This is a genomic window from Streptomyces sp. T028 (assembly GCF_048159505.1).
Classification (GTDB): domain Bacteria; phylum Actinomycetota; class Actinomycetes; order Streptomycetales; family Streptomycetaceae; genus Streptomyces.
In genome coordinates this window covers 92,160-117,984 of the sequence record NZ_JBLRVZ010000031.1, presented here as the reverse complement: position 1 = coordinate 117,984, position 25,825 = coordinate 92,160, and the positions used below count along the sequence as shown (strand labels likewise).

21 protein-coding genes are annotated in these 25,825 nt (G+C 71.0%); 8 read left to right on the top strand and 13 right to left on the bottom strand.

Annotated features, from left to right (window positions below; translation table 11 throughout):
• Positions 1–11: 11 nt before the first annotated feature.
• The 3 genes from ACLZN2_RS29300 to ACLZN2_RS29290 are packed head-to-tail and all read right to left on the bottom strand — an operon-like array spanning position 12 to position 2,743.
• Positions 12–773: an amino acid ABC transporter ATP-binding protein gene (locus tag ACLZN2_RS29300; protein ID WP_416982296.1), complete on the bottom strand. Its 762-nt coding sequence runs from the start codon at positions 771–773 to the stop codon at positions 12–14.
• Complete coding sequence (locus ACLZN2_RS29295) at positions 770–1,738, bottom strand: amino acid ABC transporter permease (RefSeq protein ID WP_416982294.1); 969 nt, start codon at positions 1,736–1,738, stop codon at positions 770–772. Before ACLZN2_RS29295 ends, ACLZN2_RS29300 begins: the two co-directional genes overlap by 4 nt.
• A 39-nt stretch (positions 1,739–1,777) precedes the next feature.
• A complete protein-coding gene (locus tag ACLZN2_RS29290) occupies positions 1,778–2,743 on the bottom strand; it encodes an ABC transporter substrate-binding protein (RefSeq protein ID WP_416982293.1) in 966 nt (321 codons plus the stop codon).
• Positions 2,744–3,436: 693 nt separating this feature from the next.
• On the opposite strand from ACLZN2_RS29290, the gene ACLZN2_RS29285 reads away from it, so the two are divergent.
• From ACLZN2_RS29285 to ACLZN2_RS29270, 4 genes are all read left to right on the top strand, one after another.
• Positions 3,437–4,666, top strand: a complete 1,230-nt coding sequence (locus ACLZN2_RS29285) for an NAD(P)-dependent malic enzyme (protein WP_416982429.1) — start codon at positions 3,437–3,439, stop codon at positions 4,664–4,666.
• A gap of 283 nt (positions 4,667–4,949) precedes the next feature.
• A complete protein-coding gene (locus ACLZN2_RS29280) occupies positions 4,950–5,915 on the top strand; it encodes a zinc-binding dehydrogenase (RefSeq protein WP_416982291.1) in 966 nt (321 codons plus the stop codon).
• A 124-nt stretch (positions 5,916–6,039) separates the two neighbouring features.
• Positions 6,040–6,249 carry a helix-turn-helix domain-containing protein gene (locus ACLZN2_RS29275; protein WP_416982289.1) on the top strand — a complete coding sequence of 70 codons (210 nt, stop codon included), beginning with the start codon at positions 6,040–6,042 and terminating at the stop codon, positions 6,247–6,249.
• Positions 6,249–6,887 carry a Clp protease N-terminal domain-containing protein gene (locus ACLZN2_RS29270; RefSeq protein WP_416982428.1) on the top strand — a complete coding sequence of 213 codons (639 nt, stop codon included), beginning with the start codon at positions 6,249–6,251 and terminating at the stop codon, positions 6,885–6,887. Before ACLZN2_RS29275 ends, ACLZN2_RS29270 begins: the two co-directional genes overlap by 1 nt.
• Positions 6,888–7,046: 159 nt before the next feature.
• Here the strand turns inward: ACLZN2_RS29270 and ACLZN2_RS29265 are convergent, their stop codons facing one another.
• Positions 7,047–8,078: a helix-turn-helix transcriptional regulator gene (locus ACLZN2_RS29265; protein WP_416982288.1), complete on the bottom strand. Its 1,032-nt coding sequence runs from the start codon at positions 8,076–8,078 to the stop codon at positions 7,047–7,049.
• A 1-nt stretch (position 8,079) separates the two neighbouring features.
• Entirely contained in the window at positions 8,080–9,039 is a 960-nt protein-coding gene (locus ACLZN2_RS29260; protein WP_416982287.1) for a DUF4097 family beta strand repeat-containing protein, read from the bottom strand.
• Between the two features lie 158 nt (positions 9,040–9,197).
• On the opposite strand from ACLZN2_RS29260, the gene ACLZN2_RS29255 reads away from it, so the two are divergent.
• Complete coding sequence (locus ACLZN2_RS29255; RefSeq protein ID WP_416982286.1) at positions 9,198–9,380, top strand: DUF6104 family protein; 183 nt, start codon at positions 9,198–9,200, stop codon at positions 9,378–9,380.
• 61 nt (positions 9,381–9,441) lie between these two features.
• On the opposite strand, the gene ACLZN2_RS29250 is transcribed toward ACLZN2_RS29255, so the two are convergent.
• The 4 genes from ACLZN2_RS29250 to ACLZN2_RS29235 form a co-directional block, all read right to left on the bottom strand.
• Positions 9,442–13,212, bottom strand: coding sequence for a multifunctional oxoglutarate decarboxylase/oxoglutarate dehydrogenase thiamine pyrophosphate-binding subunit/dihydrolipoyllysine-residue succinyltransferase subunit (locus ACLZN2_RS29250; RefSeq protein ID WP_416982284.1), 3,771 nt, complete (start codon positions 13,210–13,212; stop codon positions 9,442–9,444).
• A 312-nt stretch (positions 13,213–13,524) separates the two neighbouring features.
• Positions 13,525–14,637 carry a sensor histidine kinase gene (locus ACLZN2_RS29245; protein WP_416982282.1) on the bottom strand — a complete coding sequence of 371 codons (1,113 nt, stop codon included), beginning with the start codon at positions 14,635–14,637 and terminating at the stop codon, positions 13,525–13,527.
• Positions 14,634–15,374 (bottom strand): response regulator transcription factor, encoded by a 741-nt coding sequence (locus ACLZN2_RS29240; RefSeq protein WP_055635373.1) that lies wholly within the window; start codon positions 15,372–15,374, stop codon positions 14,634–14,636. The genes ACLZN2_RS29245 and ACLZN2_RS29240 overlap by 4 nt, the downstream gene beginning before the upstream one ends.
• A gap of 122 nt (positions 15,375–15,496) precedes the next feature.
• Positions 15,497–16,204 (bottom strand): spermidine synthase, encoded by a 708-nt coding sequence (locus tag ACLZN2_RS29235; protein ID WP_416982281.1) that lies wholly within the window; start codon positions 16,202–16,204, stop codon positions 15,497–15,499.
• Between the two features lie 241 nt (positions 16,205–16,445).
• Between ACLZN2_RS29235 and ACLZN2_RS29230 the strand changes: the two genes are divergently transcribed.
• Entirely contained in the window at positions 16,446–17,234 is a 789-nt protein-coding gene (locus ACLZN2_RS29230) for a rhomboid-like protein (protein ID WP_416982279.1), read from the top strand.
• Here ACLZN2_RS29230 and ACLZN2_RS29225 read toward each other — a convergent pair.
• From ACLZN2_RS29225 to ACLZN2_RS29215, 3 genes are all read right to left on the bottom strand, one after another.
• Complete coding sequence (locus ACLZN2_RS29225; RefSeq protein WP_416982278.1) at positions 17,231–18,757, bottom strand: sulfatase; 1,527 nt, start codon at positions 18,755–18,757, stop codon at positions 17,231–17,233. The genes ACLZN2_RS29230 and ACLZN2_RS29225 overlap by 4 nt on opposite strands.
• A gap of 190 nt (positions 18,758–18,947) precedes the next feature.
• Entirely contained in the window at positions 18,948–19,967 is a 1,020-nt protein-coding gene (locus ACLZN2_RS29220) for a DUF5954 family protein (RefSeq protein ID WP_416982276.1), read from the bottom strand.
• A gap of 303 nt (positions 19,968–20,270) precedes the next feature.
• Positions 20,271–20,912 (bottom strand): GNAT family N-acetyltransferase, encoded by a 642-nt coding sequence (locus ACLZN2_RS29215; RefSeq protein WP_416982275.1) that lies wholly within the window; start codon positions 20,910–20,912, stop codon positions 20,271–20,273.
• A gap of 137 nt (positions 20,913–21,049) precedes the next feature.
• Between ACLZN2_RS29215 and lon the strand changes: the two genes are divergently transcribed.
• Both lon and ACLZN2_RS29205 read left to right on the top strand, forming a co-directional pair.
• On the top strand, positions 21,050–23,470 hold the full coding sequence (gene lon, locus ACLZN2_RS29210; RefSeq protein ID WP_416982273.1) for an endopeptidase La: 2,421 nt from the start codon (positions 21,050–21,052) through the stop codon (positions 23,468–23,470).
• 180 nt (positions 23,471–23,650) lie between these two features.
• Positions 23,651–24,130: a MarR family winged helix-turn-helix transcriptional regulator gene (locus tag ACLZN2_RS29205; RefSeq protein ID WP_416982272.1), complete on the top strand. Its 480-nt coding sequence runs from the start codon at positions 23,651–23,653 to the stop codon at positions 24,128–24,130.
• Between the two features lie 734 nt (positions 24,131–24,864).
• Here ACLZN2_RS29205 and ACLZN2_RS29200 read toward each other — a convergent pair.
• The gene (locus ACLZN2_RS29200; RefSeq protein ID WP_416982270.1) at positions 24,865–25,671 is read right to left on the bottom strand and encodes a hypothetical protein; all 807 of its coding nucleotides are present in this window, start codon (positions 25,669–25,671) and stop codon (positions 24,865–24,867) included.
• Positions 25,672–25,825 lie beyond the last annotated feature (154 nt).

Sequence of the window (25,825 nt, the reverse complement as noted above, 5' to 3'; positions counted from 1 at the left end):
CGTACGCCTCGCTAGAGCACCTTGGACAGGAACGCCTGGGTCCGTTCGTGTTGCGGGTTGGTCAGGACCTCGCGTGGGTTGCCGGACTCGACGACCACGCCTCCGTCCATGAAGACCAGGCTGTCGCCGACCTCGCGGGCGAAGCCCATCTCGTGGGTGACGACCACCATCGTCATACCGGACTCGGCCAGGTCGCGCATGACGTCGAGGACGTCACCGACCAGCTCCGGGTCCAGGGCCGAGGTCGGCTCGTCGAACAGCATCAGCTTCGGGTCCATGGCGAGGGCCCGCGCGATGGCCACGCGCTGCTGCTGGCCGCCGGAGAGCTGCGACGGGTAGCTCCCGGCCTTGTCGGCCAGGCCGACGCGGTCCAGGAGCTGCCGCGCACGGTCCCTGGCCTCCGCCTTGTTCGTGCCCTTGACCTGGATCGGCGCCTCGATGACGTTGTCCAGCGCCGTCATGTGCGGGAACAGGTTGAACCGCTGGAACACCATGCCGATGTCCCGGCGCTGCAGCGCGACCTCGCTGTCCTTGAGCTCGTACAGCTTGTCGCCCTTCTGGCGGTAGCCCACCAGGTTCCCGTCGACGTACAGCCGCCCGGCGTTGATCTTCTCCAGGTGGTTGATGCACCGCAGGAAGGTGCTCTTGCCGGAGCCGGACGGGCCGATGAGGCAGAACACCTCGCCGTTCCTGACCTCCAGGTCGATGCCCTTGAGCACCTCGACCATGCCGAAGGACTTGTGGACGCCCTCGGCCTTCACCATCGCGGTCATGACGTGCTCCTATCGCGGCCGAGCGTAAGCAGGTTCGCCTTGACCTTCTGGAAGACCGTGGGCGGGAGGCTGCGGCTCGAACCGCGTGCGTAGTAACGCTCCAGGTAGTACTGGAAGACGCTGAAGATGCTGGTCATGACCAGGTACCAGATGGACGCGACGAACAGCAGCTCCATCACGGCGAACGACGAGGAGCCGATCACCGAGGTCGAACGCAGCAGCTCGTTGTACGTCACCACGTACACCAGCGACGAGGTCTTCAGCATGTTGATGAACTCGTTGCCGGTCGGCGGCACGATCACCCGCATCGCCTGCGGGATCACGATCCGGCGCAGCGTCTTGCCGTGGCTCATGCCCAGCGCGTGGGCCGCCTCGGTCTGCCCCTCGTCCACGGCCAGCAGACCGGCACGGCAGATTTCGGCCATGTACGCGGCCTCGTTCAGACCGAGGCCGAGCAGGGCGCACATGAACGGCGTCATGACGTCCGTCATCTCGTCCTTGTAGATCGGACCGAGGTTCAGGACGGGGAAGATCAGCGCCAGGTTGAACCACATCAGCAGCTGGACGTAGACCGGGGTGCCGCGGAAGAACCAGATGTACAGCCAGGCGACGGTGCTGGTCACCGGGTTCTTCGACAGCCGCATCACGGCCAGCACGATGCCCAGGACCACACCGAGCACCATCGCCAGGACGCTGATCAGCAGGGTGCGCCCGGCACCGGCGACGACCGTCGAGTCGAAGATCTTGTCGCCGACCGTCGACCACTGGATGTCGCCGTTGGCGAACGCGTTGATCAGCAGCGCGAGCAGCGCGACGACGACGACACCGCTGACCCAGCGGCCCCAGTGGCGCACCGGGATGGCCTTGATGGCCTCCGGCGGGCCCGCGTACGCGGAGTCCTTGGAGACCGGAGGCGTGTCTTCCGGAGGTGCGCCCGCGGGGGTCTTGTCGAGCTTGTCAGTCATGGGGACTGCCCTTCGAAGGCTTCGAGACGTGCGGGTGGATCACTTGCCGCCGTTGATCGCGGCCTGCTTGATCGCACCGCTCTCGGCGCCCCACTTCTCCAGCGCCTTCTGGTACGAACCGTCCTCGATGATCGCGTCGACGGCCTCCTTCAGGGCGTCGCGCAGCTGGGTGTTGTCCTTGGCGACGACGATGCCGAACGGGGCGGCCTCGTACTGCTCGTCCAGGACCTCGAACGTGTTGCCGCCGCCGGCCTTCTCGGCCATGTCCACGGCGACCGGGTAGTCGTTGACGCCGGCCACGGCACCGCCGGACTTCACGCGGGTCTGGGCCTCGGTGTCGTTCTCGAAGGACTCGATCTTCAGGGCCTTCTTGCCGTCGCCCGTGCAAGTCTTGGACTGCGCCTGCAGGGCCTCCTCGTAGGTGGTGCCCCGCTGCACCGCGACGGTCTGGCCGCAGAGGTCAGCCATGCCCGTGATGCCCTTGGGGTTGCCCTTCTGCACGTAGATGGCCGTGCCGGCGGTGAAGTAGTCGACGAAGTCCACGCCCTCGCCGAGCTTCTTGCCGCTGTCGTCCAGGCCCTCCTGGCGCTGCTTGTTGTCCGTGATCGACGACATCGCGATGTCGTAGCGGCCGGAGTTGACAGCGGTGATCAGGGTGTCGAAGCCACCCGAGGTGAACTTGAACTCGACGCCGAGCTGCTTGCCGAGCGCGGCCGCGATGTCGGGGTCGACACCGACGATCTTGCCGCCCTCGACGGACTCCATGGGGGCGTACTCGGCGTTCGTGCCGACCTGGATGACGCCGCTCTTCTGGATGTCGGCGGGCAGCTTCGAGAACAGGGGGGCCGTGGAGGCGCCGCTCGAGGACTCGGAGGAGCTGCCGCCGCTGTCGTTGGTCTGGTCGCCGCAGGCGGAGAGCAGCAAGGCGCCCGCGACCGCGAGAGATCCGACCGCTGCCAGGCGGGTGCGCGCGGCGGTCGTGCGTCGGGTGGTGCGTGCGGTCATTTTGGGTTCCTCCGGCGGATGGATGGAGATGCCGATGGGTCGACACGCGTCGACTTGTGTCGACATATGTCGATGGGTCGACGAGAACACACACCTTTGGGTGTCGCGACCTCGTGTGATTACGGCATCTTGCCATTCGGACTACGCCATTCAGGGGACCAGCCATGTCAAAATCGGATAACGGGCGACCCCCGAGCCGCACAGTCCGGTCCACCACGGCCGGGCGACGCCGGACCATCTGCGGGAATCCGCCCCCTCGGCCGGAGGATCTCCGGTTCATCTCACGATGTGATCGTCGACCGTGCGAACCGCCCGTTCAGCCGAGTCCGTGTCAAGGGTTCACGTCAAGGGTTCACCAGGCCTTGGCCGGTCTTCGCGCATGAGTCATCTCACTCGTGATCACCTCTGTCGTGGAGTCCACGGCAGCCAGGGGCCGCAGCTGTCGGGGGTCCACAGCTGTTGAGGGTCCACAGTCCGAGGAATGTGACCTTGCACGGATTGGACTCGTCGGCTGTGGTCTCCGTCCGGTATGAAGGTTCTTTACACCCCTCATCCGGGGCTCAGGGCGCGTGTGCGGCGCGCCCGACGCGCAGGCGCCCGTACGCACCACCTCAAGGGGCCTGTGCGATGCCCGCCCACTCCTCACCCGGAGTGGCCACCCTCAAACCAAGAACAGCTAAGGGGTACATCGAAGTGGCAGCGGAGATCGTCAATCCTCGCAGCGAGAGCGCGGACCATACGGGCCAGGAGGGCGGTGCGGAACCCCTCGATTCGTTCGATCCGGCGTTCGCACTGCACCGCGGCGGAAAGATGGCCGTGCAGGCCACCGTCCCGGTCCGCGACAAGGACGACCTGTCCCTCGCCTACACGCCCGGCGTCGCACGCGTGTGCACCGCGATCGCGGAACAGCCGGAGCTGGTGAACGACTACACGTGGAAGTCCTCCGTCGTCGCCGTCGTCACCGACGGCACGGCCGTCCTCGGCCTCGGGGACATCGGGCCGGAGGCCTCCCTCCCGGTCATGGAGGGCAAGGCCATCCTGTTCAAGCAGTTCGGCGGGGTCGACGCGGTTCCGATCGCGCTGGCCTGCACCGGCGTGGACGAGATCGTCGAGACGGTGGTGCGCCTCGCTCCCTCGTTCGGCGGTGTGAACCTGGAGGACATCTCGGCGCCCCGGTGCTTCGAGATCGAGCGCCGGCTCCAGGAGGCGCTCGACATCCCGGTCTTCCACGACGACCAGCACGGTACGGCGGTCGTGACGCTGGCGGCGCTGCGGAACGCGGCACGGCTGAGCGGGCGGGAGATCGGCGACCTGCGGGCCGTCATCTCGGGCGCCGGCGCGGCCGGGGTCGCCATCGCGAAGATGCTGGTCGGGGCCGGTATCGGGGATGTGGCGCTCACCGACCGCAAGGGCATCGTCTCGGCGGACCGTACGGACCTCACCGACGTCAAGCGCGAGGTCGCCGGGTTCACCAACAAGGCGGGGCTGAGCGGCACGCTGGAGGACGCGCTGGCGGGCGCGGACGTGTTCATCGGCGTCTCCGGCGGTACGGTCCCGGAGGCGGCGGTGGCCTCCATGGCGAAGGGCGCGTTCGTCTTCGCCATGGCCAACCCGACCCCCGAGGTGCACCCCGAGGTCGCCCACAAGTACGCGGCGGTCGTCGCGACCGGGCGGTCGGACTACCCGAACCAGATCAACAACGTGCTCGCGTTCCCCGGGATCTTCGCGGGGGCGCTGCAGGTGCGGGCGTCCCGGATCACCGAGGGAATGAAGATCGCGGCGGCCGAGGCGCTGGCCGGGGTCGTCGGTGACGATCTCGCGGCGGACTATGTCATTCCGTCGCCGTTCGACGAGCGGGTCGCTCCCGCGGTGACGGCGGCGGTCGCCGCCGCTGCTCGGGCCGAGGGCGTTGCCCGACGCTGACGCGCACCTGAATGGCCCCGTCCGCCAGGGCGGGGCCATTTCTTTGCCCACCCGCCCGGCCCGATCGGGTGATGACGAGGTGGACGTCGCCACGGGTGGGCTCGGGCCGTCGGCGGGTGCGGGTGGGGGTGGCTGGTCGCGCCCACGCGGCGGAGCCGCATATCGATACGGCCCCGCGCCCCTGGGTGGGGCCGCTCCCGTTCGCCGGCTGGTTGCGCAAGAGGGCATGTCTCACAGTGGCCCCCGGTTTCGCGCGTCCCTCCCGGCGCCTATCGTCAGGTGCATGTTCGCCGTCTACGCCGCCCGAATCGACCGCGACCAGCCGCTTTCCGGACTGGAGTTGGGGGAGCGACCCGTCCCCGAGGCCCGGCCCGGCTGGAGTACCGTCACCGTGCGGGCCGCCTCCCTCAACCATCACGATCTCTGGTCCCTGCGCGGCGTCGGCCTCGCGGAGGACAAGCTGCCGATGATCCTCGGCTGCGACGCCGCCGGTGTCGACGCGGACGGCAACGAGGTCGTCCTGCACTCCGTCATCGGCCAGACCGGGCACGGGGTCGGCCCGAAGGAGCCCCGCTCCATCCTCACCGAGCACTACCAGGGCACCTTCGCCGAGCAGGTCGCCGTGCCGACCTGGAACATCCTGCCCAAGCCGAAGGAACTGTCCTTCGCGGAGGCCGCCTGTCTGCCGACGGCCTGGCTGACGGCGTACCGCATGCTCTTCACCAACGCGGGTGTCCGGCCGGGTGACTCGGTCCTGGTCCAGGGGGCCGGCGGGGGTGTCGCCACCGCCGCGATCGTCCTCGGCAAGGCCGCCGGGCTGAAGGTGTTCGCGACCAGCCGCGACGAGGCCAAGCGCAAGCGGGCGCTGGAGCTCGGCGCGGTCGAGGCGGTGGAGCCGGGTGCGCGGCTGCCGCAGCGCGTGGACGCCGTCATCGAGACGGTCGGCGCGGCCACCTGGTCCCACTCGGTGAAGTCCCTGAAGCCCGGCGGCACCCTCGTCATCTCCGGTGCCACGAGCGGCGACCGGCCCTCGCACGCCGAGCTCACCCGGATCTTCTTCCTGGAACTGAAGGTCGTCGGCTCCACCATGGGGACCAAGGAGGAGCTGGAGGACCTGCTCTCCTTCTGCGCCGTCACCGGGGTCCGCCCTGTCATCGACGAGATCCTTCCTCTCGACCGGGCCCGTGAGGGCTTCGAACGCCTCGCGTCCGGCGACCAGTTCGGCAAGATCGTGCTCACCAACGGCTGAGCCGCCGGTGGCCGGTGCTGCCGATGCCTCCGAAGGCGGGTCCGGGAATCCGGGCCCGCCTTTCGCGTCCCCAGGTTGTCAACTTCAGTTGACGAGGGGCGAGGTGTCAACCTACATTGACAGCATGACCGAAGCAACGGATCTCGCCGAGCGTGCCGGCGACCGCGATCCACGGGTCGGACTGCGTGCCGTCGCCGCGCTGCGCAGGCTGCTGGAGCAGCTGGAGGCGGTGCAGGTGCGCAGTGCGCGCAACCATGGCTGGTCGTGGCAGGAGATCGCCGCGGAGCTCGGAGTCAGCAGGCAGGCCGTGCACAAGAAGTACGGGAGGCAATGATGTTCGAACGGTTCACGAAGGACGCCCGTGACGTCGTGCGCGGTGCCGTCGAGCACTGCGAGGGGGTGGGGATGCGGACCGTCGGGACCGAGCATCTGCTGCTCGCCCTGCTGGACCGGAAGGGCAGCCGAGGCTCCTTCGCGCTGGCCGCCCTCAGGCTCGCCGACCGCAAGGACTCGGTGCGGGCGGCGCTGGAGGAGACGCGCCGGCGCGCGGGTCTCTCCCGCGCCGAGACCGACGCCCTCGCCGGACTGGGCATCGACGTCACGGAGATCGTCGCCCGGGTGGAGGAGGTGCACGGCGTCGGCGCGATGTCCCCGGACACCGTGCCCACCGGGGCGGACGCCGAGCCGGGTGGGCCGGGAGCCGGAAGCGGTGGGGCAAGGGACACCGGGCGATGGACGGGGCGCCCGGGCTTCGGCCGGGATGCCAAGCGGATCCTGGAACAGTCCCTGCGCATGGCACTGGCCCACCGCGACCGACGCATCGGCGACGAACACATCCTCCTCGCCCTCACCACCCACCCCGGCCCCGCGGCCGAGGCCCTCGCCGACCACGGGGTGACCCATACGGCCCTGATCCGGGTGCTCTACGGCGGGGGAGCGGGAGAGGGGGCGGGGACGGCCAAGGCGGGCTGACGGCCCTTCCGCCAGGTCCCCCAGCCGGGCCCGGCCCTTTCACCGCCCTGCCGGCCCGCTCACCGCTCACCCCAGGCCGACGGCCCCGGTCGACCGACTCGCCGGCGCCCGCGCCCTGCCGGCGGCCCCCGGCTGTCCGCGGGCCTGCCAGGGAGCCCCTCAGCTCTTCGGCGCCCGCAGTATCGCCCCGATGTGCGCCGCCGCCGCCGACAAGTGGTGGCGGGTGTCGCGGAGTTGGTCGGGGGTGACGCCGTGGTCGCGGGCCGCGTCGCGGATGTCGTCGCGGAAGCGGTCGAGCAGGCGGTCCAGATCGCGGGCCGGGTCGCCGCTGGAGTCCTCATGGGCCCAGGACGGTTCGTACTCGGCGGGGAAGTCCTCCGGGGTGTGGGAGTAGGACGGGGCCGCGCCTGCGGAGGTGCGGCCGAAGCCCAGGTCCTTGCCGAACTCCTTTCCGAAGTCCTTGCCGAACTCGCCGAACTCCCTGGCCAGTTCCGTCAGGCCCTCGCGGACGCCCGTCGGCCAGTCGCCGCGCGCGAAGTGGTCCTGGACCTGCTCCTGGACGCGGCGTGCGATGCGCTGCATCTCCTCCTGGGCCTGGGCCCGGGCATGGTCCTGGGCCTCCTTGGCCTGGCGGCGGGCGCGCTGGGCCTCCTCACGGGCCCTGCGGCTCTCGTCCTTGGCCCGGCGGGCCTGTTCCTTCCACTCCTGCTTGACCCGGCGCATCTCCTCCTTGGCGGCCCGCCAGGACTCCTTGTCGCCGTACTCGCCCTGGTCGGGGGGGACGGCACCCGCTCGGCCGTCACGCCGGGCCTCGGTGGCCGCCGCCCGCATCTCACGCCGTAGATCGCCCGCCGCGCCCCGCACATCGGCCCGGATCTCGGCGGCCAGCTCCGCGACGGACTCGCGGATCTCCAACTCCAGGTCGGCCAGTTCACCGCTGCGGTCGGCCAGTTCGGCCCGGCCCGCGTCGGTGATCGCGTACACCTTGCGACCGCCCTCGGTGGTGTGGGTGACCAGGCCCTCGGCCTCCAGCTTGGCCAGCCGGGGGTAGACCGTGCCCGCCGACGGCGCGTACAGCCCCTGGAAACGCTCCTCCAGGAGGCGGATCACCTCATAGCCGTGGCGCGGGGCCTCGTCCAGCAGCTTGAGCAGGTAGAGACGGAGACGGCCGTGGGCGAAGACGGGAGGCATGTCAGAGCACCTTCTTGTCGGTCGTGCTGTCGGCCGGGCCGGCGGAGGGAGACCCGCCGCCCGGGCCGGAAACGGCATTGTCCCCCGCGCCGGAGCCGGTACCGGACCATCCCCCGGCCTCCCCGGCCTCCCCGGCATCTCCGGTCTCCCCGGCCTCCGCGGGCGGGCGCCGCAGCAGGGCGATCGAGCCGGAGACCGTCGTCGCCTTCAGCCTGCCGTTGCCCGCGCCCAGGCGGCCGGTGATCCGCTTGGCGCCCCACTGGCCGCTGACCCGGAGGTCCTCGAAGGCGTTGGAGACCGCGCCGCTCGCCGTGTTGGCCTCCACCTCCGCGTCCGCCGGGTGGGGCAGCCGGATGGCGATCTCGCCCGAGACGTTCGTCAGGGAGATCTCCGTGGGCCTGCTCGTCGGGTCCACGTCGACGATCATCGAGCCGCTCACCGAGTCGGCCTTCACGGACGAGCCCGCCTCCACGACCGTCAGGTCCCCGGAGACGGAGTTGAAGCGCAGATCGCCGGTGAGGGCCTGGGCCTCCACACTCCCCGACACCGTGTCCGCGCGGACCGTGCCCGCGAGGCCCACCAGGGTGGTGTCACCGGTGACGCCCTTGACCTCCGTGCGCCCGTCTATCCCGGACACCGTCGCGCCGGCGCTCACCACACCCACCTCCACCCGCGTGCCGGCCGGGACGGCCAGGGAGACCACGGCGCTGCGCCGCCACCCCTTGCGGTCGAGCCACTTGAGAAAGCCCTTCCAGGGCAGATCCTCGTACGCCACCGTCAAGGTGCCGTCACGATGACTCACCGCCAAGGGTGGCCCCTCGATACGGGACACCTCCAGACGGGCGGGGCCCTCGTCCGTGCCCACCACGTTGACCGTGCCGTCGACGATGCGGACGTGCAGCGCGCTGACGGGCTCCTCGAAGGTGAGCCTGCTCGGCTCGGCGACGGACCATTCGGACATGGGAGGCCTCCTCGACAGCACACGCGACGCGCCATATCGCGTCTTCTTCAATTCACGATATATCGCGGACGCCGGAAGTCAAGACACCCGTGAGAGTGACCGCTGCGCCTACCCTTGGCACAGAGACCGACAGGTGCGGGCAGGAGCAGGAGCGAAAGTTGTACTTCACCGACCGAGGCATCGAGGAGCTGGAGAAGCGGCGCGGCGAGGAGGAGGTCACCTTCGAGTGGCTCGCCGAGCAGCTGCGGATGTTCGTCGACCTGAACCCGGACTTCGAGGTGCCGGTGGAGCGCCTGGCCACCTGGCTCGCCCGGCTGGACGACGAGGACGACGAGGACTGACGTATGGCAAAGGGCCCGCCCCCCGGAGGGGACGGGCCCTTGGTGCGGATCGGTCAGAGGCTCACGCCTCGAACACCTCGCGCACCAGCTGCTCCTGCTCCGCCTGGTGGCGCTTGGCGGAGCCGACGGCCGGGGACGAGCCGTGCGGCCGCGAGATGCGGCGCAGGCGCTCGCCGTGCGGGACGTCGGCGCCGACGGCCAGGTCCAGGTGGTCGATCAGGTTCAGGGCGATGAACGGCCAGGCACCCTGGTTGGCCGGCTCCTCCTGGGCCCAGAGGTATTTCTCGGCGTTCGGGTACTTGTTGACCTCGGCCTGGACCTCCGCACCCGGCAGCGGGTACAGACGCTCGAGCCGGATGATCGCCGTGTCCGTGACACCGCGCTTCTGCCGCTCGGCCTCCAGGTCGTAGTAGACCTTGCCGGCGCAGAAGACGACCTTCTTGACCGCGCTCGGGTCGACCGAGGTGTCGCCGATGACCGGGCGGAACTGGCCCGACGTGAACTCCTCCGCCTTCGACGCCGCGGCCTTCAGGCGCAGCATCGACTTCGGGGTGAAGACGACCAGCGGCTTGTGGTGCGGGTTGTGCACCTGCCACCGCAGGAGGTGGAAGTAGTTCGACGGGAGCGTCGGCATCGCGACCGTCATGTTGTTCTGGGCGCAGAGCTGGAGGAAGCGCTCGACACGGGCCGAGGAGTGGTCCGGGCCCTGGCCCTCGTAGCCGTGGGGGAGGAGGAGCGTGACACCGCTCGTCTGACCCCACTTCTGCTCGGCGGCCGAGATGTACTCGTCGACCACCGTCTGCGCGCCGTTGACGAAGTCGCCGAACTGCGCCTCCCACATCACGAGCGCGTCGGGGCGGGCCAGCGAGTAGCCGTACTCGAAGCCCATGACCGCGTACTCGGACAGCAGGGAGTTGTAGACGTTGTAGCGCGCCTGGTCCTCGGCGAGGTACTGGAGCGGGGTGTGCTCCTCGCCCGTCTCGCGGTCGATGAGGACCGCGTGACGCTGGCCGAAGGTGCCCCGCTGGGAGTCCTGGCCGGACAGACGGACCGGGGTGCCCTCCAGGAGGAGGGAGCCGACCGCGAGGGTCTCGCCCATGCCCCAGTCGATCGTGCCGTCCTCGACCATCGTCGCCCGGCGCTGCAGCTGCGGCAGCAGACGCGGGTGGACGTGGAAGTAGTCGGGGATGCTGACCTGGGACTCCGCGATCCGCTTCACGACCTCCGTGGAGATCGCGGTCGGGACCGCGACCGGGAAGCCGTCCTGCGGGTCGTGGGACTCGCCGCCGGCGGGCTGCGCGGTGGCCTCGCGGACCTCCGTGAAGACCTTCTCCAGCTGCCCCTGGTAGTCCTGCAGCGCCTGCTCGGCCTCTTCCAGGGTGATGTCGCCGCGACCGATCAGGGACTCGGTGTAGAGCTTGCGCACCGAGCGCTTCTTGTCGATCAGGTCGTACATCAGCGGCTGGGTGAAGGCCGGGTTGTCCGACTCGTTGTGACCGCGGCGGCGGTAGCAGATGAGGTCGATCACCACGTCCTTGTTGAACGCCTGGCGGAACTCGAAGGCGAGCCGCGCGACGCGCACGACGGCCTCGGGGTCGTCGCCGTTCACGTGGAAGATCGGGGCCTCGATCATCCTCGCCACGTCCGTCGCGTACATCGACGAGCGGGACGACTCCGGGGCGGCGGTGAAGCCGACCTGGTTGTTGATGACGATGTGGACCGTGCCGCCGGTGCGGTAGCCGCGCAGCTGCGACATGTTCAGGGTCTCGGCCACCACGCCCTGGCCCGCGAAGGCCGCGTCGCCGTGCAGCGCCACCGGCAGGACGGTGAAGTCCGTGCCGCCCTTGTTGATGATGTCCTGCTTGGCGCGGGCGATGCCCTCGATGACCGGGTCGACCGTCTCCAGGTGGGACGGGTTCGCGGCCAGCGAGACCTTGATCTGCTCGCCGTCCAGGCCGGTGAAGGTGCCCTCGGCGCCCAGGTGGTACTTCACGTCACCGGAGCCGTGCATCGACTTCGGGTCGAGGTTGCCCTCGAACTCGCGGAAGATCTGCGCGTACGACTTGCCGACGATGTTGGCGAGGACGTTCAGGCGGCCGCGGTGGGCCATGCCGATGACGACCTCGTCCAGGCGGGACTCCGCAGCGCTGTCGATGACCGCGTCGAGCAGCGGGATGACGGACTCGCCGCCCTCCAGGGAGAAGCGCTTCTGGCCGACGTACTTCGTCTGCAGGAAGGTCTCGAAGGCCTCGGCGGCGTTCAGACGGCGCAGGATGCGCAGCTGTTCCTCGCGCTCCGGCTTGGTGTGCGCGCGCTCGATGCGGTCCTGGATCCACCGGCGCTGCTTCGGGTCCTGGATGTGCATGAACTCGATGCCGGTGGTGCGGCAGTACGAGTCGCGCAGCACGCCGAGGATGTCGCGCAGCTTCATCAGGGACTTGCCGGCGAAGCCGCCGACGGCGAACTCGCGCTCCAGGTCCCACAGGGTGAGGCCGTGCTCGGTGATGTCCAGGTCGGGGTGCTTGCGCTGGCGGTACTCCAGCGGGTCGGTGTCGGCCATGACGTGGCCGCGGACCCGGTAGGAGTGGATCAGCTCGAAGACCCGGGCGGCCTTGGTGACGTCGTCGTCGTGGCTGGCGTCGATGTCCTTGAGCCAGCGGACCGGCTCGTAGGGGATGCGCAGCGCCTCGAAGATGTCGTCGTAGAACCCCTGCTCGCCGAGGAGGAAGTTCGCGACGATCCGCAGGAACTCGCCGGAGGCGGCGCCCTGGATGACCCGGTGGTCGTAGGTCGACGTGAGCGTCATGACCTTGGAGATGCCGAGCTTGTTCAGGGTGTCCTGGCTGGTGCCCTGGAACTCCGCCGGGTAGTCCATGGAGCCGACGCCCATGATGACCGACTGGCCGGGCATCAGGCGCGGCACGGAGTGGACGGTGCCGAGGCCGCCGGGGTTGGTCAGGGAGACCGTGACACCGGTGAAGTCGTCCATGGTCAGCTTGCCGTCGCGGGCGCGGCGGACGATGTCCTCGTAGGCCTGCCAGAACTCGAAGAAGTTCAGCGTCTCGGCCTTCTTGATGCCGGCGACGACGAGCTGGCGGTCGCCGTTGGGCTTCACCAGGTCGATGGCCAGACCGAAGTTGACGTGCGGCGGCTTGACGAGGGTGGGCTTCCCGTCCTTCTCCGCGTAGTGCCAGTTCATCGACGGCATGGCCTTGATGGCCTGCACCATCGCGAAGCCGATCAGGTGCGTGAAGGAGATCTTCCCGCCCCGGGCGCGCTTGAGATGGTTGTTGATGACGATGCGGTTGTCGAACAGCAGCTTCACCGGGACCGCGCGGACCGAGGTGGCCGTCGGCAGCTCCAGCGAGGCGTTCATGTTCTTCGCGACCGCGGCGGCCGGGCCGCGCAGCGTGATCAGCTCGGGGCCCCCGGGCGCCTCGGCGGCGGCCTTGGGAGCGGCGGCGGCCGGTGCGGCCTTCACCGGAGCGGGAGCCGGAGCCGGAGCGGGCGCTGCGGCCGCGGGCTTCGGGGCGGCGGCCGGGGCCGGCACGGGAGCCGGAGCGGCCGGGGCGGCGGGCGCCGGTGGCGTGGTAGTCCTCGCGGCCCCCGCGGCCGCGGTACCCGCCGGAGCCGGGGCGGAGGCCGCGCCCGGCTTGTAGTCGGCGAAGAAGTCCCACCAGGCACGGTCTACCGAATTCGGGTCCTGGAGGTACTGCTGATAGATCTCGTCGACGAGCCACTCGTTCGGGCCGAACGCGGCAGCGGGGTTCTTGCCCGCTTGGTGTGCGTCGGTCGAGATGCTCGATGCGTTACTGGGGGACTGTGGCGACACGGCGGCAACCGCCCTCTTCCGCTTCACAAGGTGATGGACAGCGGAAATAAAGGCTACGCCTCCAAGAGCGCGAAGGTCAGGTCGAGCCGGTCCATCGTCGCGTAAGTCACATCGGAAAGCGTGTTTCGGGGGTGGAAATGGCGGGAAACAAGCGTGGTTGCGGTATGAAAAGGGTGTGTTGACGCAGGTCGCGCACGCCGAGTGTGCGGACCCGCGCGCACCGGGCCGACCTGCGCCGGTGCACTGCCTGATCACACGTGTCCGGCAGCGCGGACAGCCGGTGGATCTTGTGGCTCCGGTGCGCACTTTACGTCAACTTGGAAGAGAAGGCTCTCCCGGAAGAGTGATAAGAATCCGGCAACCCCGCTCGGATTCGGCCACTCCGATCCGTCCGCCGTGCAGATCGACCGCCCATCGGGCGATCGCCAGCCCCAGCCCCGTACCGCCGTCGCTGCCCGGACCGTGCGGCCGGCGGACGGATCCCCGGTTGAACCGCTCGAAGACCCGGTGCCATTCCGAGCGCGGTATGCCCGGACCCTCGTCCAGGACCTCCAGCTCCAGTGAGTCCGGCTGCGTCCCGCGCCGCGCCTTCACCGTCACGCGGCCGTGCGGCGGGCTGTGCTTGACCGCGTTGTCGATCAGGTTCGCCACGACCTGGTGGATGCGCTCCGGGTCCGCGTGCACGGTCAGCTCCGGCGGGGTGACGTCCAGATGCAGATGGACGTCCGTGCGTGTGTGGCTGCCGCCCGAGCCCATGGTCGCGCGCGCCGAGGAGACCATGTTGGCCTCCTTCAGCACGCCCGACAGATACGGCCACACCTCGAAACGGCGCTTGCGCAGCGGTACGACGCCGTTGTCGAGGCGGGACAGGTCGAGCAGCGTCTCCACCAGCCGCCCGAGCCGCTCCGTCTGCTTCAGCGCCGTACGCATCGTCTCGGGGTCGGCCTCGGCGATGCCGTCGACCACGTTCTCCAGGACGGCGCGCAGGCCCGCGATCGGGGTGCGCAGCTCGTGCGAGACGTTGGCGACCAGCTCCTTGCGCTGGGCGTCCTGCGCCTCCAGCTCGTCGGCCATCACGTTGATCGTCTGGGCCAGGTCGCCCAGCTCGTCCCGCCGGTTCTCGCGGACCCGGCGGGTGTAGTCACCGTGCGAGATGGAGCGCGCGACCGCGTTCATCTCGTCCAGCGGCGAGGTGAGCGAATGCGCCACGAACTGCGTGATCAGCAGTGTGGCGATCATCGAGAAGACCGTGATGAAGCGCAGCTCCGTCTTGGTGTGCACCGCGATCATCGACAGACCCGTGGTGATCAGCACCGAGATGACGACCAGCGCGCCCAGCTTGGTCTTGATCGAGAACGGGCGTACGCCGCCCCAGGGCTCGCCGGGTGCCGAGCCGGGGCCTCTCGGTCCGTCCGCACCGCTCATGGCGTCGGGGTCTCCAGCGCGTAGCCCACGCCGTGCACCGTGCGGATCCGCTCGGCGCCGATCTTCCGGCGCAGCGCCTTGATGTGGCTGTCGACCGTGCGGGTGCCGGAGGCGTCCGCCCAGTCCCAGACCTCGGCGAGGAGCTGCTCCCGGGAGAGCACCGCGCGCGGGGTGTTCGCCAGGCACACCAGCAGGTCGAACTCGGTGGGCGTGAGGTGCACGTCCTCCGAGCGCACCCGCACCCGGCGCTGCGCGTGGTCGATCTCCAGCTCCCCGAGGCGCAGGATGCCGCTACGGGGCGTGGTCGCCGCGATCGCGGCCCGCTCCACCCGGCGCAGCAGCACATGCACGCGTGCGGCCAGCTCCCGCATCGAGAACGGCTTGGTCATGTAGTCGTCGGCGCCCACGCCGAGCCCGACCAGCATGTCGGTCTCGTCGTCGCGCGCGGTGAGCATGAGCACCGGCACCGGACGGGCGGCCTGCACCCGTCGGCAGACCTCCAGACCGTCGAAGCCGGGCAGCATGATGTCGAGGATCAGCAGATCGGGCTGCCAGGCCTCGGCGGTGTCGACGGCAGCCGGACCGTCACCCGCGGTTTGCACGAGGAATCCCTCGGCGCGCAGGCGGACCGCGATGGCGTCGACGATCGTCGGATCGTCCTCGACCACCAGAACGCGCCGCTGCGCGCCCGGGGTCGCCGTCGTCGTACCGTTGTGCGAGGTGTGTGTCGTCTCCATCGCCCGCCCCTGAGTGTGCTTTCCGGAATCAGTGGGGTGATCCCTTGTCTGCGCATGACTGCGGTTGACGCGTAAATGATCGGCGTCAGGGATGCAACGTACCCGGAGTCACCGACGCATTGCTATCCAGGCCCGACGGCGGGGCGGACGGCGAGGTGCACGACGTCCGGCACGCCTCGGGCAACCGGGATCTCTTCGGTACGCACCTGCCGGAACCCGGCATTCCGCAAGGTTCCCTCGAATTCCGGAGAGGGCTGGGCGGACCAGACGGCCAGGACGCCACCGGGTGTCAACACCCTTGTGCAGTCCGTGAGTCCGGCCGGCGAGTACAGGCCGTCGTTGCCCTCGGTGACGGTCCAGTCGGGCCCGTTGTCGATGTCCAGGCACATCGCGTCGAACGTGTCGCACGTCTCACGGAGGTGGTCCAACAGGTCGGTTTCCACGATCGTCGTGCGCGGATCGGCGAGGGCCGGCGCGGAGAGTTCGCCGAGCGGCCCGTGGAGATGCCAGTCGACGACGGCCCGTTCCCGCTCCACGACCGTGATCGCGCCCCAGCGCGGGTCGGCGGCGGCGTGTGCGAGCGAGAACCCCACGCCCAGGCCGCCGATCAGCAGTTTCGGTGCGGGACGGCCGTCCAGCGCGGCGAGCGCGGCGTCGACGAGGAGCCGCTCCGAGCGGCCGTCGGAGGTGTCCATCAGGAAGCAGCCGTTGGCGATGATCTGGAGGAGCTCGCCGTGCCGGCGCAGCACGACCTCGCCATGAGGCCCCTCGCGACGGTCGAGCACCTCGGGTGTGTCGGATGCGTCGGGGATGTCGTACGAACTGGGCATCAGCCCATCCTGGCACTTCCCTGACGGTCTGTTGCCGAGTTCCGGAGACGGCCGGTCGGACGGGGTGAGGGGCGGGTGTGACGTTGACGGGTGTGACGTTGACGCGCCGCTGTGCGCTGGATGTCGTGAAGCCCCTGGGAATCTCAGAGCTTCCTGTGAATCGGCCTCCGGGTGGCGCCGGTCACAGACACGGCACAGGGCGGCCACGAAGGGTGGGGTGAAACGGAAGGAGCGCCTCACAGTGGAACCCGCGGTGGAGCCCGCAGTCGAACCCACGGTGGCCCGTACGAGCCCGCCCCTTCCCGATGTCTGCGGACTGCTGGACGGCATCCCCGGCCAGCGCGTGTCGCACCAGGTCACACGGCCCGTCGAGGTGTCGACCGGGGCGCCCGTCGAGGCGAGCCCGCGCGTCCGGCGCCGGAGTCTGCCCCGGATCCCGGTCCCCTTCACGCTGTCCTACGCCGTGGTCCTCGCCGTCACCTCCTACGTCGCCGCGTACGCCGACCCGGCCCTCCTGCACGCCCTCCACCAGGGCTCCAGCACCGACGTGGCCCATCTGCTGATCGCCCCGGCGCAGGTACTGATCGCCAGCGCGCTGTGGGTGGCCGGCGGTCTCGTCTCCCCCTTCACGCTCGGCTTCCTGGTCGTCCTCACCGCGCTGGAGCGGCGCCTCGGCGGCGCCCGGACGGCGGTCGTCTTCCTGCTCGGACACGTCCTCGCCACCCTCGCCACCGAGGTCCCGGTCGGCCTCGCCGTCCTGGTCGGCCATCTGCCCGACAGTTCCCTGCACCGCCTCGACTACGGCATCAGCTTCGGCGTCGCCGCGAGCGTGGGCGCCCTCGCGGGTCTGCTCCGCCCCTGGCTGCGATGGCCCCTGCTCACCGCGTTCGGCGGCATGCTGCTCCAGGACCTGATCGCCTTCACCGACCCCCTCACCAACTGGGGGCATCTGATCGCGCTGTCGATCGGGGTCGGGACCTGGCCCTGGGTGCGGCGGTGGAGCCGGGAGCGGACCGAAGGCGCTTCCTAGGCGGCTCTCGCCGTCGCGAGGCCGCGGGCCAGGGTGGGGATGCCCAGTCTCTGCTCGTCCTCCTCGCTCGCCCCGTGGAGCAGGTTGGTGAGTTGGTAGGGGTCGGTGCGCAGGTCGTAGTACTCGCGGAAGAGGACCTCGCCGGAGCCCTGGGGGCGGCCGTCGCGGTCCAGGCGGCCGCGGTAGTACTCGGTGTACTGGTCGTTCTTGCCCACGTACGAGGCCCAGGTGTGGATCGGGACCTTGTCCTGGCGGTTCCACCACCACTCGGCGAGGACGTGGTGGCGGTCGTTGCGGGGGTCGAGGAGGGAGTGGCCGTCGTGCGGGGTGTCGGGGGTGATGCCGGCCGCGGCCAGGAACGTGGGCGCGATGTCGACGTGGCAGGTGAGGCGGTCGTCCCTGCCGCCCTTGGCGAGGTCGCCGGCCGGCCATGACATCAGGAACGGCACCTCCAGGCTCGGCCGGTACGGCACCGACTTGCGCAGCCAGCCGTGGTCGCCCCAGGCCAGGCCGTGATCGCTCGTGAACAGCACCAGGGTGTTCTCCAGCTGGCCCAGCTCGCGCAGCTTGTCGTGGAAGTCGCGCATCGCGTCGTCCACGGAGAGCAGGGTGCGCAGCTGGCGGGAGCGCAGGGCCCTGCCCTCGGCGAAGGAGTGGTTCGCGGTCCACAGGAACGGCGGCTTGTCCGTCTTCCCCGTCTCGAACACCGACGGGCGGCCCTTCCAGGAGGGCACGCGCGTGTGGGCGTACTTCCCGTCCGGGATGTTCGCCTCGTGCGCCGCGCGCGTGGCGACGTACGCGAACCAGGGGCGGTTGTCCGTGCGGGATCTCTCGATGAAGGCGAGGGCGCGGTCCTTGATGACGGTGGTGTTGTAGCCGGGGATGGTCCGGACGGTGCCGCCGTCGTTGTAGTGGCCGTTGGTGTAGGCGACCGGTTCCTGTAGGAGCCACTCGTCGAAGTGGGGCGGGTTGTCGGCGGGGTGCCAGAAGTTGAGGTACTTGCCGAACAGGCCGGTGCGGTAGCCGGCCTCGTGCAACTGGCGCTGGACGGTGGTGTGCTGGTCCAGGTGGTAGGGGTGGCGGGTGTCGAGGACGCCGTGGTGGTGGGCGTACCGGCCGGACATGATGGACGCCCTGGACGGCGCGCACAGCGGGGTGTTGGCGTGCGCGCGCTCGAAGGTGACGCCGTCGCGGCCGAGCCAGTCGATCGTCTGCCGCAGCGCCCAGTCGGTGTCCTTCGGCTGGTCGTCGGTGAGGACGAAGAGGATGTTCGGGCGGTGGTCGGAACGCAGGCGCGGGCTGGGTGTGGATGTGGGCGTCGGCGTGAGGGAGGGGGCGCTCACGGTCCGGTGTGCCGCCGGGGCGGGGGTGGCCGCGGCCGGGGTCTGTCCGCCGTCGGCGGTACGGCTCGCGCGGACGGCCAGTGTGGTGGTGACCGCTCCCGCGGCGAGCGCGGTCGCTCCGGCGACGAGTGCGCGGCGGCTCGGTCGGCGCTTGCGGCTCGTGTCGGGTGTGTCGTTCATGTGCGTGTCCCCCTGGCCCCGTTGTGCCCGTGTTTCGGGCGGCTTGCTCACTGTGAATCGCCTTGCAGTGTGCGTGAGTTGCCTGTGAGTTCTGTTGCGGGGATACGACGGAGCGCTTGCGAAGGTATGGCGGTCGGGGCGGCGGAGGCCTCGTGAGGACCGTTGAGTCGTCGTAGCGGACTAGGACCGTTCAGTCGTCGTAGCGGACGGTGCCGTCCTCCCGCAGGGTCGGATGGATCTTCATGGGGCCGTACTCGTCGACGTCCGACGGGCGGGGCGGCTCCGGACCGTCCGGACCCATCCGGACCATCCGCTCGACACGGCAGACCCGGAACACCCGGTCGTCCACGCTCGCCTCGTCGGCCCGTCCCGCCGCCCGGAACGCCTCGGCGGCGCGGGCGTAACGGGCCTTCCTCCGGTCGTCGAAGCGGTACAGCATCGCCCAGACCCGGGACATGCCGTCATAGAGCGCGCGGCGGGCGTCGTGCGGGGTCGGGTGCAGGGAGCCGCAGGGGGTCCAGCCGGTGGCGTCGCGCTCGGCCACCGCGAACCCGACGGGCAGCCGCACCACGTCCGGGTGCGTGCCGGCCGCCCGCGCGGAGTCCGCGAGCACGTCCTCGGGGAAGCGGGCGCCCGAGTACACGAAGTCGCGCAGGCCCAGCCGCAGGGCGCCCGCCATCGGCCCCTCGTCCCGGCCGGGGTCCAGAGCGAAGCCCACGTCGGGGGACGGGACTCCGGCCCGCTCCTCCCAGGACGGGGACACGGGTTCGGGGTCGGTGGGCCGTGGCGGCTCCAGGCCGTCGTCGCCGGTCCGCGCGAACTCGTCCCCGCGTACGACGCGGTAGCGCACGCCCAGTGCCTCCACCTCGTCGGCCGGGTCCCGCTCCAGCACCGCGACGGCCGCGAGCAGCGCGCGCCGGACGGCGGGGTCGTCGGTGCCGTCCTTGGCCGTGAACCACAGGTGCGAGTTCAGCCCGTCCCGGGCCTGCTGGGGCATGCCGTCCACCACCGGCTTCAGCAGCCGCCAGCGCGGTCCGGCGCAGGCGGGGTCCCGGACGGCGACACCGAAGACGGGCCCGCGCAGCGCGATGTGCGGATAGCGCCGGGAGGCCTCCACGGCGTCTGCCTCCATCACCCAGGCGACGGGGTCGTCGCGGCGCACGAGCTCGGCGTGCAGCGCGTCGAGTCGTCGCTTCCAGTCATCGGTCATACGCGCATTGTGGTCGCCGGGTGGGGTGGCTTCGGGGTGAATGCCGGAAGTGGGCGGGCGGGGTGAGGGAAGGCGGGAGCGGGGAGGCATGGCCGGTCGTGCGCCGTCGCTGGGCGCGCCCCCGCGCGCCCTGGGGTGTCGGACTCGCTTCCGGTGTCCGCTCCTGTGCGCGGGTACGGGGGTGTGGCCGACGGCGTTGCGGGGTGGCCGTGGGCACGCTGGGCCGGGGGTGGGGTGCGCGGCCCGGCGCTCGCGGCGTGCCGCCGCGCCCACCCGTGCCGCCTGGGGGCACCTCCCAGGCCTTTAAGGCACTGGGGGAGGCACGACTGCCCGCGGCTGTGCGGCTGTGCGGCTGTGCGGCTGTGCGGCTGTGCGGAGTCTTGCGACCGCGGTGTGGGCGCCCTGGGCGTGGGCCGCGTGGTGAAGAGTGTGCAGGACGAGGGTGCCGAAACCGCGGCGGCGGTGGGCGGGGGCTGTTTCGATCAGGTCGACGACCGCCGTGTCGCCCGTCGGGGCGATCTGGCCGCGCGCGGCCAGGGAACCGTCCGGCGCGACGATCATCGTGCGGGTCACGCCACCGGCCGACCAGGTGCGCTGCCGATGTCCGACGGGGACGGGCCCGGCCCCGGGCCCGGGCGCGTCGCCGGTCAGCGGGCTGGTCGTCAGGCAGCCGGGTTCGGGGTCGATCCACCACTCCGTGCCGAGCCAGCCGCCGACGACCGCCGGGTCGGCGAACACCTTCAGCCACACGCCCGCCCCGGTCACGGCCACCTCCCGCACGGTCGCCTCCTCGACGGCGTCGTTCGTCGCGCGGAGGACATGCCGGGTCACGTGGTGCGGGCCCGACCCCACGTCGATCGTCCAGCCCCACGGCTCGGTCACCGGTGGCGCGGCCCCGCGGGAGACCACCCATCCGTCCACCCAGGCCTGCACCCAACGGTCCATACCTGCCGACGGTAGTCACGGCCCCCCGGTCCACCTCGTCTGATCGCCGACAGCGAACGTGGTGGGGCTTGGGGAACATTCGTGGGGGCCTGTGCATTGAGTCGGCATAGCTCAACTTGACTGCCGAAGGGGAGATCATGGCTTCGACGTCCGCATCGCTCACCCTGCCCGTACTGCCTCTCGATGACGAGGTCGTGCTCCCCGGCATGGTGGTTCCGCTGGACCTCAATGACACCGACGTACGCGCCGCGGTGGAGGCCGCCCAGGCCGCCGCCCGTTCCGAGGGCGGAAAACCGCGCGTGCTGCTGGTGCCACGCATCGACGGGACGTACGCGAGCACGGGTGTGCTCGGCACCGTCGAACAGGTCGGCCGGCTGGCCGACGGCGACCCGGGCGCGCTGATCCGCGGCCGCGGCCGCGTGAAGATCGGCGCCGGTACGACCGGGCCCGGCGCGGCCCTGTGGGTCGAGGGCCTTCGTGTCGACCAGAGCGTGCCCGAGCCGCTGCCCGGTCAAGTCGCCGACCTGGTCAAGGAGTACAAGGCGCTCGCCACCGCCTGGCTGCGCAAGCGCGGCGCCTGGCAGGTCGTCGACCGCGTCCAGGCCATCGACGACGTCTCCGCGCTCGCCGACAACTCCGGCTACTCGCCGTTCCTGACCACCGAACAGAAGGTGGAGCTCCTGGAGACCGCCGACCCGGTGGCCCGGCTGAAACTCGCCACCCAGCAGCTGCGCGACCATCTCGCCGAGCAGGACGTCGCCGAGACCATCGCCAAGGACGTCCAGGAGGGCGTCGACAAGCAGCAGCGCGAGTTCCTGCTGCGCCGCCAGCTCGAAGCCGTCCGCAAGGAGCTGCGCGAACTCAGCGGCGACGCCGCCAAGGACGGCGAGGAGTCGGACGACTACCGGGCCCGGGTCGAAGCCGCCGACCTGCCCGAGAAGGTCCGCGAGGCCGCCCTCAAGGAGGTCGACAAGCTGGAGCGGTCCAGCGACCAGTCGCCCGAAGGGTCGTGGATCCGGACCTGGCTGGACACCGTCCTCGAACTGCCGTGGAACGAACGGACGGAGGACGAGTACGACATCCTGGGCGCGAAGGCCGTTCTCGACGCCGAGCACTCCGGTCTGGAGGACGTGAAGGAGCGGATCACCGAGTACCTGGCCGTGCGGAAGCGGCGCAGCGAGCGTGGACTGGGTGTGGTCGGGGGGCGGCGCGGTGGTGCCGTGCTCGCCCTGGTCGGTCCTCCTGGTGTCGGCAAGACCAGTTTGGGCGAGTCCGTCGCCCACGCCATGGGCCGCAAGTTCGTCCGCGTCGCCCTCGGCGGTGTGCGCGACGAGGCCGAGATCCGCGGCCACCGCCGTACGTACGTCGGCGCGCTGCCCGGCCGGATCGTGCGGGCGATCAAGGAGGCCGGGTCGATGAACCCGGTGGTGCTGCTCGACGAGATCGACAAGGTGGGCTCCGACTTCCGGGGCGACCCGGCGGCGGCTCTGCTGGAGGTCCTGGACCCGGCGCAGAACCACACCTTCCGGGACCACTACCTGGAGGTCGAGCTGGACCTGTCCGATGTCGTCTTCCTCGCCACCGCCAACGTCCTGGAGGCCATCCCGGAGGCACTGCTCGACCGTATGGAGCTGGTCCGCCTCGACGGCTACACCGAGGACGAGAAGGTCGTCATCGCCCGCGACCACCTGCTCCCGCGCCAGCTGGAGCGGGCGGGACTGAACAAGGACGAGGTCGTCCTCGACGAGAGCGCGCTGCGCAAGCTCGCCGGCGAGTACACGCGCGAGGCGGGCGTACGCACCCTGGAGCGGTCCATCGCCAGGCTGCTGCGCAAGGTCGCCGCCCAGCACGAACTGGGCGAGCGGGAGCTGCCGTTCACCGTCACCGACGCGGACCTGCGCGCCCTGATCGGCCGGCCGCACCACGTGCCCGAGTCCGCCCAGGACCCGGCCGAGCGCCGTACGGCCGTCCCCGGTGTCGCCACCGGCCTCGCCGTCACCGGCGCGGGCGGGGACGTGCTCTACGTCGAGGCGTCCCTGGCCGACCCGGAGACCGGTGCGGCGGGGCTGACCCTGACCGGCCAGCTCGGCGACGTGATGAAGGAGAGCGCGCAGATCGCCCTGTCCTTCCTCCGCTCGCACGGCGCGGAGCTGGAGCTGCCCGTCGGCGATCTGAAGGACCGGGGCGTGCACATCCACTTCCCGGCGGGCGCGGTCCCCAAGGACGGCCCGAGCGCCGGCGTCACCATGACGACGGCCCTCGCCTCCCTGCTGTCGGGCCGACTGGTCCGTACGGACGTGGCGATGACCGGCGAGGTCTCGCTGACCGGCCGGGTGCTGCCGATCGGCGGCGTCAAGCAGAAGCTGCTCGCCGCCCACCGCGCGGGAGTGACGACCGTCGTCATCCCCAAGCGGAACGAACCCGACCTGGACGACGTCCCTGCGGAGGTGCTGGACAAGCTCGACGTCCACGCCGTCACGGACGTCCGCCAGGTCCTGGAACTGGCGCTCGCGCCCGCCGTGAACGGCGCGTCGCCGAAGGTTCCGGCCGCGGCGTGACGACGGTGCCCATCGTCGGGCTCCCCCCGCGGGGGCCCGATGAGGGCGGGGCCCGGGCTCTTCGTGAGAGAGGCCCGGGCCCCGCCCGCCCGCCCCTGGGGACCGCCGCCGGTCCCGACCTGCGAAATACTTGAGGAGCCGCGGCCAGGGCGGGCACGGCGGAAACGGGAGTGTGCTGACGTGCACGAGGAAGCGAACGGCGAGGCGTCGCCGCGCGGGGTGGAGCAGGGCGACCGGGAGTTCCTCTCCCTGGAGCGCGAGCTCACGGTGCTGTTCCGGCGCGCCCGCGCCAACCAGGGAGAGATGGCCCGTGAGGTCCATCCGGACCTGGAGTCCGCCGCGTACGGCCTCCTCGTGCGGCTGGAGGAGTGCGGCCGCCAGCGAGCCACCGAGCTGGCCGCCTACATCGGCGTCGGCAAGGCCACCATGTCCCGTCAGCTGCGCGCCCTGGAGCAGCTCGGCCTGATCGCCCGCGAGCCCGACCCGGCCGACGGCCGCGCCTGGCTCGTCGACCTCACCGAGGAGGGCCGCCGCCGCGTCGGCCGGGTCCGCGAGGCCCGCCGCGAGCGGTACGTCACCCACTTCTCCGACTGGGACCGGCGTGAGGTCGAGGAACTGGCCCGGCTGCTGCACCAGCTGAACCGGGGCATGGAGAAGTAGCCCCCGGCCTCCCGGTCCCGGGCTCCGGCCCGGCCCCAGCCACCCGGCTTGGGCCTCCGGGGGGCCGGACCCCAGCCCCCCAGCCCCCCGGCCCCCGGCCCCTGGATGCCGTTGGCGAATTCTCGTGTGGCGAGAGCCAGGTGTGTGCGCTCAGTCTCTGCGACACGCCGCGTACACGGCGTGTCGCTGAGACTCGATCACCACTTGTCGGCTGTCGGCCGGATTCGTCGGCAGCATCCGGGCCTGCGGCACCGGCCCCGGTCTCCCAGTCCCCGGTGCCGCCCCCGGACCTCCAGCCCGGGCCATTGGCCCTCGGCACCCGGGCCACTGCGCCCGGGGCCGCTGCTCCCTGGGCCTCGGGCCCCCGGCCTCCGGCCTCGGGCCCCCGGCCTCGGGCCCCCGGCCTCCGGCCCCCGGCCTCGGGCCCCCGGCCTCGGGCCCCCGGCCTCGGGCCCCCGGCCTCGGGCCCCCGGCCTCCGGCCTCCGGCACCCGGGCCAGTGCGCCCCGGGCCAGCTGCTCCCTGGGCCTCCGGCGCCCGGCCTCCGGCCTCCGGCCCCGGGCACCCGGGCCACTGCGCCCGGGGCCGCTGCTCCCTGGGCCGCTGCTCCCTGGGCCTCGGGCCTCCGGCGCCCGGCCCCCGGCCCCCGGCCCCGGTCGCGGCCTCCGGCCCCGGGCACCCGGGCCACTGCGCCCCGGGGCCGCTGCTCCCTGGCCCCGGCCCCGGCCCCCGCCCCTACAGCTCCACATACACCGCCGTCGCGTCGTCGTGTGTCTTTGCGTTCCCCAGGAACACCCGGCCTGGGACGTCCCCGTCGGTCGCGTTGTCCGCTTGCTCCAGTTGCCGGACGTGCTCCACCAGCGTGGTGAGTCCCCGTGTGCGGATCAGGGTGAAGAGGTCTGTCCAGTCGCCCTGGTGGAAGGTCTCCGTCCAGCGCGCCGCCCCGTCCGTGAGCGCGGCCAAGGCGCCGACCTCGGCGCGTGGCACGCGTCCTGTCACCGCCCGCGCGGCCACCGCGGGATCCGCGGCGGCCGTGAAGAAGCCGCCCTCCTGGTTGCGTAGCGAGCCGTCGACGTATGCCGCGCTCCGGAGCAGCTCGCGCGGCAGCCGGGCGAGCCGGTCGTCGAGGACAGGGGTCACCGCGCCGTCCGGCGAGGCGAGCAGCAGCACCGCGTCGGACAGGACCAGGTACTCCACCGCCTCCGCCGACCAGCGCGCCACGGCCACCGTCGCCTGCGGAGTGCGCGGGTGAGAAAGGTCACAGGTTTCGGCGTGGGCCGTGGCGGTACGCGCAACGGCGAGAGAAAGGGCCTCGACCAGCGGAACATCCGGTACCGAAACGGTCAGTTCGATCAGGGCCCCGCCCAGCCGTGCCGTGAACCAGGGGACCGAATGCAGACAACCCCCACCGCCCGACGGCGGAGTCACCCCGTCGAGCACGACGACCGAACCACCCTGCCCGCAGGCGGGAACGCCGACGCTCGCGAAGTCCTCGTTGGGACGGGCCGGATCGCCGGGCCGCGACACAAGTTCCGTACGCATTCGGCCAGTCTGCACGACCCCTTCACAGCCTCCGCGAAAGGCTTGCATCGCTCGTCGAACGGGCGTAGGCCCGCAGGTCAGACGCCTGTTTTGGGAGGTAATGCAGGGGTCGGGGAAGCGATGGTGGCGAATCTTGTCAAAGCCCGCCGCCCAC